This window comes from Burkholderia sp. WP9 (assembly GCF_900104795.1).
In the GTDB taxonomy this organism is placed as follows: Bacteria; Pseudomonadota; Gammaproteobacteria; order Burkholderiales; family Burkholderiaceae; genus Paraburkholderia.
In genome coordinates, this window is the sequence record NZ_FNTG01000002.1 from 2,534,511 (window position 1) to 2,546,643 (window position 12,133).

Sequence of the window (12,133 nt, forward strand, 5' to 3'; positions counted from 1 at the left end):
ATTCGTCAGCGCCTCGCACAGCGAGCGCAATCACTCCTCGCATTTCACGTCCTTCTTTTGCACGACGATAATCACCGGATACGTTCCCCGGTCCAGTTCGACGCGCGCGACCACGGCCATCGTCGTACTGTCGATATCGTCGTACACGCTGACTTTTTCATTCCGAAGGCTCGTGATGCCGGTACAGCCGGACGCGCGCCCCTCGTCGGAGACCTTGCATTGGATCGGGTTGTCCGCGAGGAAGCGATATCTGTCTCTGTCCGGGGTCGCCAGGTATTCGCGAAAGCTCTGTGCCGCGCCACCGATGCCGGTGACATACCCGATCGCACACTCCAGTTTGGGCGTCTCGCTACCCGCGGGTGTTTCGGCGCTCGTCGTCGCGCTCGCGGCCGCGATGACGACCGCGAGTGTCGATGCAAGGAGGTATTTCATGGCGCATGTCACGGTTGTCGGATCGAAGTGCTGGATTGTAAAGGCATCTCGCCCAACGCGGCGCCACCGTCGCCGTGGGTAGGTCTAGCGGATCTCTCTGGCCACGCTTTGCAGCTTCAGGAAGGCGCGGTAGCGCGCCTCGTGCAGTTGCGCGATGTCGCTCGCGCCCGGTTCGTAGGTCTTGCTGATCTGCGACATCTTCGCCATTGCCGAGCGCACGTTATCGAACTGGCCGCCTGCCACGCCGCCCAGCATGGCGGCACCCAGCAGCACGGGCTCTTCCGCCTGCGTGGCGAGCACGGGTTTGCCCGTTGCATCCGCGAGCAGTTGCCGAACCAGATCGAGCCGCCCAGCGCCGCCGCTGATCACCACCCGCTCGATCGGCGCACCCGCGTTGGCCTGCGTTTCGATGATCTGTCGAAGCCCGTAACCGATGCTGCACAGGCCCGCAATGTAGAGGGCGACGAGGCTGTCCAGGTCGTCTTCCATTCCAAGGCCCGCAATCACGGCTCTTGCATGCGGGTCGGCCAGCGGAGCACGGTTGCCGAGGAACTCCGGCACGACATGCAGGCCGCCGGCCAGCAACGCGGTGCCTGACACACTATTCGCCGACTGCACGGCGAGGGCGGCGAGCAGGGCCGGCAAGGACTGGCCCTCGCGCTGCGCGCGAAGCCGTGCGTCGGAAGACGCGGGATGCATGGCAAGCAGTCGTTCGATGGCCGCGCCGGCTACCGATTGGCCGCCCTCGTTGAGCCAGGCATCCGGCACCATCGCCGAAAAATACGGTCCCCACACGCCGGGCACGAAGACCGGACTGCGGGTCGTGGTCATCGTGCACGACGAGGTGCCGAACACATAGGCGAGACAGGACTCGGGGTCGCCATCTGCGCCGACCGTGCCGATCCCACCGGCATGGGCGTCGATCACGCCCGTGGCGACCGGCGTTCCGGTTCGCAGGCCGAGTTGCGCGGCGGCGTCCGCGGTCAGGCCACTGCCCAGCGGCGTGCCCGGATCGACGACTCGCTGGCCGATGCGCGCAAAGCTTTCGTCCGCCAGCACGCCAAGGCCGACGCTGCGGAAGTAGCTCTCGTCCCAGCGCCGCTCGTGCGCCAGATAGGTCCACTTGCAAGTGACCGTGCAGGTCGACCTGGCCAGATCGCCGGTTGCGCGCCAGGTCAGGAAGTCGGTCAGATCGAAGAACTGCCAGGCCGCCGCGAAGACGCCCGGCCTGTTCTCGAGAAGCCACAGCAGCTTGGGCGTCTCCATTTCCGGCGAGATCTTGCCGCCGACATAGTTCAGCACCTCGTGACCCGTCGCGTTGATGCGCTCCGCCTGCGCCACGGCGCGGTGATCCATCCAGACGATGATGTCGCGCTCGGCCTGCTCCGAGGGGCCCACCGGCAATGGCTGACCGCCCGCGCCGAGCACGACGAGCGAACAGGTGGCGTCGAAGCCGATCCCGGCGACCTGAGCCGGCGACACGGCGGCCTGCGACAGCGCGTCTTTCACGGAATCGCAGACAGCCGTCCAGATTTCGCCACTCGACTGCTCGACGATGGAACCGCTCGCATGGAACAGCGTGATGTCACGCCTGGCCGACGCCACCATACGGCCGGCGAGGTCGAAGAGTCCGGCCCGGGCACTCCCCGTGCCGACGTCCACGCCGATGACATAGCGTGCGTCGCGCGCGCTGTCCGCCGGGCTGTGGGTCGCACTGTGGGTCGATCTTTGACTCGCGCCGGAAGTCGGGTTCTCTGAGGTCATGGCTTGCTGCCTGCTCACTATCGCGTTAGGGGTTAGGGGTCGCGTTTCTGAAGGACGGCGGGCGGCCCACAGCGGGCCCGCCCGGGTCGAGCGTTTCACAGATCGACGTTGTTCGGCAGGATCACGAGATCACGAATGGTCACGTTGCCCGGCCGCGTCAGCATGAAGAGTACGGCATCGGCGACCTCTTTGGGCTGCATCAGGCTGCCCGAGGCAAGCGCTTCATCCATCTTCGCTTTCGGCCAGTCGTCGAGCAGGGCCGTCACGACCGGGCCGGGCGCCACCGCGCCGACCCGCACGCCATGCTTGGCGAGCTGGCGGCGTGTCGTGTGAACGAAGGCCTGCACCGCGAATTTGGATGCCGTGTAGATCGGTTCCCAAACCACCGGCACGATTCCGGCGATCGAACTGGTGAAGATAATGTCGCCCGACTTCTGCGCGACCATGTGCGGCAGCACGGCGTGGACCGAGCGGAACGCGGCATTGATGTTCAGGTTCAGCACGCGGTCCCATTCGTCCGGATTGCCGTCCATCACATCGCCGCCGACGTACGCGCCGGCATTCGCATGGAAGATATCGAGGCCGCCCGCGAGTGCGAGGATTGATGGCAGCAGCGCGTCCACTTCCGATGGCTGCAGCAGATCCACCACCAGTGGCAGCGCGTTCGGCCCCAGTTCCGCGCAAAGTTGTTCGAGTCTCTCCCTGGCACGGTCGATCAGCACCACCTTCGCGCCTTCCGCGATCAGTACGCGCGCGCACTCGAGGCCGATGCCCGATGCCGCGCCCGTGATGGCGGCAACCTTTCCCTTGATGGATTCAGTCATTCGCTGTTCTCCTGGATTGCTGGAATTACGCGCGGCCATGCGAGACGCGGGACTGCCGGGCAAGCGAGTCGACGATCACCGCGATCGCCAGCACCGCGCCGGTGATCATGAAGCGCAACGAGGACGACAGGTTCAGTAGCGTCAGGCCGCTGGCGATCGACTGGATCACGATGATGCCCAGCACCGCTGAATACGCGCTGCCACGGCCGCCGAACAGACTCGTGCCGCCGATCACCGCCGCGGCGATCGCGTTCAGGTTCACGTCGCCGCTGCCGGCCTGTTGACTGGCCGAGGCGAGCCGCGCCGCGGTCAGCACGCCGCCGAGCGCGGCAAGGCTCGCGCACAGCACGAAGGCACTCGTGTAGATGGCGCCGACCTTGATGCCGGCCCGCCGCGCGGCCTCGTGATTGCCGCCGACCGCGTGCATCGAGCGACCCCAGCGGGTTCTCTTGAGCGCATAGTCCATCGCGACCGAGAGTCCGAGGAAGACGCCGAACATCAGCGGGACGCCTCGCCCCTGGTTGAGATAGGCCACCACGGCCTCCAGGAGGACCGTAATGGCGAGGGCGCGTGCGAGCAGGCTGCCCACCGAGGGCGCGGAGAGCTGGGACGCGCGGCGGCGCTCGCGCGTGCGCAACCCGAGCGCCAGCATCACCGCACCCGGCGCCAGTGCGAGGAGATACGAAATCACGGCCGGGATGATGATGAGCTGCCCAAGATTCACTATCGCCGAACCGTAGGGCAGGTTGATCGAACCGGTCGCGCCGAGCACGTACAACTGCATGCCGAGGATCGCGAGCAGCCCGGCCAGCGTCGCCACGAAGCTCGGCATGCCGAGCCGGTTGAGCAGCAGCGCGTACAACGCGCCGATCAGCGCGCCGACGGCGATGGCGGCGACGATAGCCAGCAGCACCGGCCAGCCGTGATTGACCCAGAGCATGCCGACGAGCGCCGAAGCGAAGCCGCTCATCGAGCCGACCGAGAGGTCGATCTGTCCCACCATCAGCACACAGACGATGCCGAGCGAGATCACGCCCACCGTCGAGCAGTCGAACAGCAGATTGACCAGGTTGTCGGCCGAGAGGAACACCGGGTTCAGGCTGGTGAACACGGTCCAGATGATGATCAGGCCCGCCACGACCGGCAACGAACCGAGATCGCCCGAGCGCACCCGTTCGACGAACTCGGAAACGGTGCCGCCTATCCCGGTGGCGTGCTTCACGCGGATATCGCTGCGGTCGAGCAGCGTGGACGGTTGCGGCTCGCCTTGCGGTTCACGCTGCGGGGCGCCTTGCATTTGATTGCTCATGATGGTTCCTTGGTTCAGGCACCCTGCTCGGACTGGCGCCGGCCGGCGCGGCGCGACACGGCGTTTTCGGTCGCGCCGGTGATCGCGGCGACCAGTTCCTGATTCGACGAGTCGGGATAGAAGACACCGTTGTTGCGGCCGAGCCGCAGCACCACGATGCGGTCCGCGACGGCGCGGACGTCCTCCATGTTGTGGCTGATCATGATGACGGCGTGGCCGCGGTCGCGCACCCGCTCGATCAGGTTCAGCACCTCGGCGGTTTGGGCCACGCCCAGCGCCGCCGTGGGTTCGTCGAGCATGATCAGCTTCGGGTCCAGCAGCAGCGAGCGCGCGATCGCCACGGTCTGGCGCTGCCCGCCCGAGAGCGAGGCGACCACGTCGCGCACGCTGGGAATGCGCGCCGACAGTTCGTTCAGAAGCGTCCAGGCTTTCACCTCCATGGCCACTTCGTCGAGGCGCAGCGGATTCAGTTCGCGCCCGAGATAGATGTTCGCGACGACATCCAGGTTTTCGCACAGGGCGAGGTCCTGGAACACCGTGGCGATGCCCAGATCGAGCGCCGCGCCCGGATCGGGCAGCGTGACTTCCTTGCCGCCGAAGGTGATGGTGCCGGTGCTGGGTTGATGGACCCCGGCGAGCACCTTCACCAGGGTTGATTTGCCGGCGCCGTTGTCGCCCACCAGGGCGACTACTTCGCCGGCATGCACGTCGAGCTCGATGTCCGTCAGGGCCGAGACCGCGCCGAAGTGCTTCGAGACGCCGCGCAGGCTCAGCACCAGTTCGCCGCGCCGGGATCGTGTTGTGGCGTGATCAGTCATGGGACGGATACCTCATGGAGAGTTGACGGACCCGGCACGCGCCGGGTCCGTCCGGGGCTTGCGCCGGCTCAGTACGTGATGCCGAGCTTCTTGCAGCCTTCGGCATAGCGGTCGGTGCACAGATCCTTGCCGCTCGCGAAGCCCTTGTCGACGACCTCCGCCTTGAGGTTCTTCGCCGTAATGACCGCCGGCTTGAAGAGCTGCGACGGCGTGTTGAACAACGTGGTTTCACCCTTCGGTGTCTGGCCGGACAGGAAACCGACCGCCACCTTGGCCGCCGCCGCTGCGACGATCTCGCTCGGCTTGAGGATCGTGTTGTATTCGTCGCCCGCGATGATCAACTGCAACCCCGCGATCGTCGCGTCGTTGCCGGTCACCGGCGGCACCGGATTGACGCCGGCTGCCTTGAACGCCGCGACGGCCCCGCCGCCCGTGCCGTCGTTGGCGGCCACTACGCCGACGATCTGCGAGCCGAAGCGGGTGATCTGTCCGCTGACCCACTGCTGGGCCTTCGGCGGAGCCCAGTCCGGCGTGTCGTACTCGGCCAGCGTCTTGTAGCCGCTGCCCTGCAAACCGGCGTGGATGCCCTTCTTGATCAGCCCGGCCGCGGCGTCGGTCGGCGAACCGTTCACTTCGAGCACGCCGCCCTTGGTGGTCGGCACGCCCGTGTCTTTCAGGTGCTGGACGAGCGACTGCGCAATGGCCTTGCCGATGCCTTCGTTGTCGAACGACACGTAGTAGTTGGCCGGCGTGGAGGGCACCGGCCGGTCATAGGCGATGACCTTGATGCCCTGGCCCTGCGCCATATGGACGAGCGACGCCGCGGCCGTCGAGTCCACCGGGTCGAGCACGATCACCTTCGCGCCTTGTGCGATCACCGAGTTGAACTGCTGCTGCTGCGTCGCGACGTCGGCGTTGGCGTTCTGATAGAGCACCTTGCAGTCGGGGCAGAGCTTGCTCATTTCGGTCTTGAAACCGGGGAAGTCATGTTGCTCGTAGCGCGTCGAGGCCTGGTCGGGCATCAGGAACGCGACCGTGCCACTTGGCGCAGCCCAAGCAGCGGTGCTGCCCAGCAAGCTCAGGCTCAGGGCGCTGGCGCCGATGAGTTGGTTCGAAAGTCTGGTCATCGCATGTCTCCGTTTTTAGAAAAATTCCGGCGAAGCTGCTGCCGTGTTTGGGCCTGGGTGAGCCTTCTTGTGAAGTTCGTCAGTTGTGCGGGGCGTGTCCGGCGAGGCGCCGGTCATGCGCGATGTCGGACGATTCGGTCGCGCTGGCCGCATTCAGTTGCTGATAAGCCCGCCATCGCGAGGGCGACATGTTCTTGAGCAACAGGAACTGACGGTTGAAATTCGAGAGGTTGTTGAATCCGACCTGGTAGCAGATATCGGTGATAGTCAGCTCGCCTGACATCAGCAACTGGCACGCGAGATTGACGCGCAGCCGGTTCACGTACTGGACGAAGGGCACGCCGGTGTGCCGGCGGAAAGATCGCGAGAAGGCGCTGACGCTTTGTCCTGAGAGTTCGGCCAATTCCGCTTCCCGTAAAGTTTGTGACAGGTTCTTGCCGATATACGAGAGCACGTGATTGATGTGCGTTTCGGCATAACGTGCCGGGTCGGCGCGATAAGCGGCGCTTGCCAGCTTCGCGGGCTCGACGCTGTGCACGAGCAGGTCGAACAACGCGAGAAACAGCGTGATGCGCCGCATGCCTTGCGCGCTCAACATTTCGCGCATGATCGGCTCGGCGGCGGCGCCCGATTCCGCTGAGAACAGCACACCCCAGCGAGAAGCATCGAGCAATGGCTCCACGCGCCTGAGTTCGGGCAGAGCCTGAATGGCGCGCGCGATGAACGCGCCATCGAACTGCACGATAAGACAGCGCTCATCCACCCGATCGCCGCGCGGCACATTGCTGACCCAGTTGTGCGGCAGGTTCGAGCCCACCATCACGAGATTGCCCGGCGCGAAATTGCCGATGTAATCGCCGACGAAGTATTTGCCCGTGGTCGATGTGATCAGCTGAATTTCGTATTCAGGATGGAAGTGCCAGCGCACCGTGCGATAGGGATAACCATGCGACCAGACCTTGAACGACTCATCGCGCCGTACGGCGACCAGTTCGAGATCCGGCGGGACGATTTTGGCGCAACGGGCGTCCGCATGCGCGGCGGCGCCCAGAGTGGTGTGCATCTGTCTTCCTCCTGAGCCGGCCTATTCTTTTGGGCGCGGTTCGCGCACAACGCATTGCACCTGGCTACGAGAGGAAGTTAATCCTGTTGAGAGGATGCCGCCACTGAAAATCGGGCCGCAAACTGATACTTAATTGCATTCGGGTAAGTCCGTACAGCGCAGCCGCGTGGAAGAACGGCGCGGGTTCGCTGGCCGCGGAGAGCGGCTCTTTATCGGCAAATGCGTCGGCAAATGCGATCGGCAAATGCGATCGGCAAATGCGATCGGCAAATGCGATCGGCTGAGGAGGTGCGCGGCGAGCCGCGCTCCGACGCGAGGGGAGCGCGTCGGCGAACATCCGCAATGGAATCAGAAGCTGACGAACGCCTGCAGGAGCCGGTTGAACGCGCCGGCATTCGAGACATTCATGCCGTGCGACGCACCGGCAATGGTTTGCCGCTCCGCATAGCCGATCCATTCAGCGAGCTTCTCGACGTTGTTACGGAACATGCGGGGGCTGCGCTGCCCGTCGATCAGCAAGGTCCGGCATTTCACGTCGCGCGCCGCCTCATGGGAATAGGCGGGCAGGGGATCGCGGAACTGCTTGGGGAGCGCGTCCGCATTGTCGATCGCCATGGTGCGGAAGGACGCCGGACTCTTGCGCCATGATCCGGGTGCGCTCACCGAGTCGACGAAAAGCTCCAGTCCCGCGTCGATTTCGCGGCTCTCGATCAGGTCGGCGACGCGCGCACGCAGCACGTTGGTCGCGGGCGGCAGCGACGCCTGCGCCATGCCGTCGATCTGCAGCGGGCCGCCCGGGTCCGCGAGCGTCAGCGATTTCACCAGCCGTGGATAGTCGCGCGCGACATGGAACGCCACGCAGCCGCCCCGCGAATGGCCGACCAGATGGACGGGCGCAAGGCCGATCGCCTCGATGAACTCGGCCAGTTCGGCGACGTGCGTTTGCCAGCCGAACTCGCCCTGAATGCAAGCCTCGTTCGCGGGCCAGTAGTGGCTCAGGCTCACCGAGATGCAGCGGAAATGCTGCGACAGCGCCGCGGTCTGCGCGCTCCAGTAGCGATAGTCGCAGAGCGAGCCGTGCACGAAGACCAGCGGCTCGCCCTCGCCGCACTCGACATACGGCACGCAGATGCCGGATGCGATGGTCGCAAACGACAATTCCGGTACGGCAAGCACTGAGAAATCGGTACGGGCGTTCATTGACTGGCTCCTTTGCGGTCACTATGCCCGATGTCACTGTCTTAGAAAATCGCGTAAAATTGATCGAATCTATTCACTTTTCTGATACCAAGCCCATTGAAAGCGCTCGACCTGGACGTGATGACCATGATCGTGGCTGTCGCCGATACCGGCAATATCAGTCGGGCGGCGGAAGTCGTGCATCGCTCGCAGTCTGCGGTGAGCATGCAGATCAAGACGCTCGAGAGCGCGCTCGGCAAGCCGCTGTTCGTACGCAAGCCGAGAAATGTGGTTCCGACGCAGGACGGCGAAGTGCTGCTGACCTACGCCCGCCGCATGCTCGCCTTGCGCGAGGAAGCATGGGCCGCGGTGGTGCGGCCTGACGTGACGGGGCGCGTAAGCATCGGCGTGCCGGACGACTACGCGTCGTCGCTGCTGCCGCCGATCCTGAAGAAGTTTTCCGCAAGCTATCCGAAGGTGGAGATTCAGGTGGTCGGTTTGCCGAGTGTCGCATTGGCGCCGATGGTGAAAGACGGCTCGGTCGATCTGGTGTGCGCAACGCGAGTGAAGGGCCTGTCCGGCGAGTTCATCCGGCTCGAGCCGATGGAGTGGGCAGCGGCGCCGAGCGCCGATGAAATCTGGCGCGAACGGCCGCTGCCGATCGCCGTGTTTCTGCCGGGCAGTGTGGCGCGGGAAAATGCCATTCGCAGCCTTGAACGCGCGAAGATTCCCTATCGGACCTCGTATGAAAGCCCGAGTCTGCTCGGTCTGCTGTCGATGGCCGAAGCAGGACTTGCGATTGTCCCCCTCGCGCGATGCGCGGTCCCGGCGCATTTCACGTTGCTCGGGCGTGCGCACGGCTTGCCCGAGATTCAGGCGCTCGAAATGGTGTTGGCGCGCAGCACCGCTTCGAAGCGACCGCCGTGTGATTTTCTGGCGGAGAAGATCGTTTCGGAGTTGAGGCGGTAGATTCAGCGGCGGTCTGCTGCGCTTCCGGGATCACGTGGCGATTTCCGCGCCCTTGAGAGCGGCAGTCGCCTCCGCCTGGTCTTTCGGATCGAACATGCCGATCAGCACGATCTGCGACTCCTCGCTGGTCCGGGCAGAGGACGCGCTGATCATCACGCGATTGCCGACCACATGCAACTCATGCAACGCGCCGTCACTCTCCAGACGGACGAACCCCTTCGCGCGCAACAGCTTCGCCGAAAAACCTTGCAGCGCTTCCTTGAGCTTCTTCCGGTTAAGCAGCGCCTGGGTGGCGAACGAAAAGCTGCACAAGTCTCGCGGCATGGGAGAGGCGTGCAGCGATAGCGCGGGGGTGTCACGCGCAGGCGTCATATGCTGGTCGAAGATCAGACCGGGCGGCACGGCGGCGTGCGTCGCCTGCACCATGACGCGGCTGCGCGAGAGCGCTTCGACGCGCTCCGCGACCGCCTGGCGCGAAGGCCCGTCGAGCAGATCCATCTTGTTCAAAACGATGGCCGTGGCGCCCTCGATCTGCCGCTGCGCAATGTCGCCGACATAAGGATCGGCCAGCGTTGCTTCGATGCGCTCCGCGTCCACGAGCACGACGATGCCGTCCAGACGAAACGCGCGATCGAGCAAGCCGATCTGTGCGATGCGGAGCGGGTCGGACACGCCGCTCGCCTCGATGATCAGCAGATCCGGCGTATCGGGGCGCGCACTCACGGCGAGCAGCGCCTCGACCAGCCGGCCGCCGATCGAACAGCAGACGCAGCCGTTCTCCAGATTGATCACGTCGCCGGTGCGCTGGCGAATCAGCGAAGCATCGATATTGATCGAGCCGAAGTCATTGACGAGCACGGTGATGCGCCGCGATCCGGCGTTGCTCAGAACATGGTTGAGCAGTGTCGTCTTGCCGGCGCCGAGATAACCGCCGATAACGACAAGTGGAATCGCGCTCATCCAGCCGGCGCCTGGAAGATACGGCCGCCGAGCACCGTGCCCCACACTTCCAGTTCCTTGAGACGCTGCGGCGTGACCTCGGCAGGATCTTCCGCGAGCACCGCGAAATCCGCGAATTTGCCGACTTCGATACTGCCCACCAGATGATCCATTTTCAGCGTGTAAGCGGCGCCGAGCGTGATTGCGCGCAACGCGTCGGCAATCGGCACGCGTTCGTTCGCACCGAGCACGCGGCCCGACGACGTCTCGCGCTGCGAAGCGCACCACGCGGTGAACAGTGGATTCAGCGGCGTAATAGGCGCATCGGAATGAAACGCGAACGGAATGCCCAGGCGGCGCGCGGACTCCGCCGCGTTCATGCGATTCGCGCGGTCCGCACCCATGGTTTGCGTATAGTGCGCATCGCCCCAGTAGTAAATGTGGTTCGAGAAAAAATTGATGCACAGGCCGAGGCTTTTGGCTCGCGCCAGTTGACTCGCGTCGGCCATCTGGCAGTGCTGCAGCGTATGCCGGTGATCGCGGCGCGGATGGCGTGCGAGAAGCTGCTCGAACGCGTCGAGCACGAGTTCGGTCGCCTCGTTGCCGTTGGTGTGAACGTGAAGTTGCAGGCCCGCTTCGTGAAACGGCGCGAACACCTCGACGAACTGGCTCGGCGGAATCAGCCATAAGCCATTGGGCTTGCCGTTCAGATAGCCGGGCCATTTCAGGCGCGCGGTGAACCCCTGAATCGAACCGTCGACGATAAACTTGACGGGACCGAACTGGAGCTTCGGCGTGGCGGTCCGCATGGCGGCGAGCACCTGTTGAGCGCCGCCTTCAGGACTGCGTTGCGGTGCGAATGCAGGCACGATGCGCACCGGAAAATCCGCATTCGCGGTGACTTCGCGCAGGTTGCGATTGCCCAGTTCGGAGAAGTCGTTGACCAGATCGGTGGCGGTCGTCACGCCCGCGAGTTGGGCGACCCGGCCGAAATTCCAGATGGCGTTCGCGCTTTCGCTCGCGGCGATCGAGAGGCCCGAGCCGATCACGCGGTAGACCGGAAACATTGCCGCGAACTCCTGCAACTCGCCGGTCGGCTGGCCGCTGTCGTCTTTGTCGATGCCGTCGATATCCGTTTCCTCGTCGATGCCCGCGCGAGACAGCATGGCCGAATTGACGTTCATCAAGTGAACGCTCGCATGCAGGATCACGATGGGCCGCTCGGCGGACACCGTGTCCAGTTCCCGCACGGTCAGGCGAGCGGTGCCGAAGAAGATGGGATCGAAGCCCCAGGCGAGCAGTGCAGCGTCTGGGGACGTCATCTCCGCCTGGGCCGCGCGCAGGCGTTCGATCACGGCGTCCAGCGTCTTCAGGCCCGGCCAGCGCCGGCCATCGGGACCGCGCCGGTCGTAGTAGCCGACATAAACGGCGTCCCACATCGCGCCTTCCATCAGATGGCAATGGCCTTCGACAAAACCAGGCATCAACACTTTGTCGTTGAAGGTGTCGATGATTTCGGCGTCGCCCCATTGCTGCACATCCTCTGCATCGCCAACCGAGAGGATCCTGCCGTCGCGAATCGCGACGTGTGTCGCGTAGGGCTGCATGGGATTCATCGTCACGATTTTCTTCGCGACGAACACCTGGGTCGTCGGGCGCTTCTCTTCTCGTTGAGTCATAGGGCTATGATCGAAGTTCGTTCAGCTCAG

At 64.5% G+C, this 12,133-nt stretch carries 11 protein-coding genes; 1 reads left to right on the forward strand and 10 read right to left on the reverse strand.

The genetic code is table 11. The annotated features are described in order from the left end of the window. Positions 1 to 30: 30 nt before the first annotated feature. The 8 genes from BLW71_RS32455 to BLW71_RS32490 form a co-directional block, all read right to left on the reverse strand. Positions 31 to 432 carry a hypothetical protein gene (locus BLW71_RS32455; protein WP_091806930.1) on the reverse strand — a complete coding sequence of 134 codons (402 nt, stop codon included), beginning with the start codon at positions 430 to 432 and terminating at the stop codon, positions 31 to 33. 84 nt (positions 433 to 516) lie between these two features. Beyond that, positions 517 to 2,196, reverse strand: coding sequence for an FGGY-family carbohydrate kinase (locus BLW71_RS32460; protein ID WP_091806932.1), 1,680 nt, complete (start codon positions 2,194 to 2,196; stop codon positions 517 to 519). Positions 2,197 to 2,291: 95 nt separating this feature from the next. Continuing rightward, positions 2,292 to 3,020: an SDR family oxidoreductase gene (locus BLW71_RS32465; protein ID WP_091806934.1), complete on the reverse strand. Its 729-nt coding sequence runs from the start codon at positions 3,018 to 3,020 to the stop codon at positions 2,292 to 2,294. A 25-nt stretch (positions 3,021 to 3,045) separates the two neighbouring features. Continuing rightward, entirely contained in the window at positions 3,046 to 4,329 is a 1,284-nt protein-coding gene (locus BLW71_RS32470; RefSeq protein WP_218157140.1) for a sugar ABC transporter permease, read from the reverse strand. Between the two features lie 14 nt (positions 4,330 to 4,343). Beyond that, a complete protein-coding gene (locus BLW71_RS32475; RefSeq protein ID WP_091806937.1) occupies positions 4,344 to 5,147 on the reverse strand; it encodes an ATP-binding cassette domain-containing protein in 804 nt (267 codons plus the stop codon). Positions 5,148 to 5,215: 68 nt separating this feature from the next. Next, positions 5,216 to 6,274, reverse strand: a complete 1,059-nt coding sequence (locus BLW71_RS32480) for an ABC transporter substrate-binding protein (protein ID WP_091806939.1) — start codon at positions 6,272 to 6,274, stop codon at positions 5,216 to 5,218. 79 nt (positions 6,275 to 6,353) lie between these two features. Beyond that, positions 6,354 to 7,337 (reverse strand): AraC family transcriptional regulator, encoded by a 984-nt coding sequence (locus BLW71_RS32485; protein ID WP_091806941.1) that lies wholly within the window; start codon positions 7,335 to 7,337, stop codon positions 6,354 to 6,356. Between the two features lie 348 nt (positions 7,338 to 7,685). After that, positions 7,686 to 8,537: an alpha/beta fold hydrolase gene (locus tag BLW71_RS32490; RefSeq protein WP_091806943.1), complete on the reverse strand. Its 852-nt coding sequence runs from the start codon at positions 8,535 to 8,537 to the stop codon at positions 7,686 to 7,688. A gap of 126 nt (positions 8,538 to 8,663) precedes the next feature. Here BLW71_RS32490 and BLW71_RS32495 point away from each other — a divergent pair, with 126 nt between their 5' ends. Then, complete coding sequence (locus BLW71_RS32495) at positions 8,664 to 9,485, forward strand: LysR substrate-binding domain-containing protein (RefSeq protein WP_177205202.1); 822 nt, start codon at positions 8,664 to 8,666, stop codon at positions 9,483 to 9,485. 30 nt (positions 9,486 to 9,515) lie between these two features. On the opposite strand, the gene BLW71_RS32500 is transcribed toward BLW71_RS32495, so the two are convergent. Further along, on the reverse strand, positions 9,516 to 10,445 hold the full coding sequence (locus BLW71_RS32500; protein ID WP_091806945.1) for a CobW family GTP-binding protein: 930 nt from the start codon (positions 10,443 to 10,445) through the stop codon (positions 9,516 to 9,518). Then, the gene (locus BLW71_RS32505; protein ID WP_091806947.1) at positions 10,442 to 12,103 is read right to left on the reverse strand and encodes an amidohydrolase; all 1,662 of its coding nucleotides are present in this window, start codon (positions 12,101 to 12,103) and stop codon (positions 10,442 to 10,444) included. The genes BLW71_RS32500 and BLW71_RS32505 overlap by 4 nt, the downstream gene beginning before the upstream one ends. Between the last annotated feature and the right edge of the window lie 30 nt (positions 12,104 to 12,133).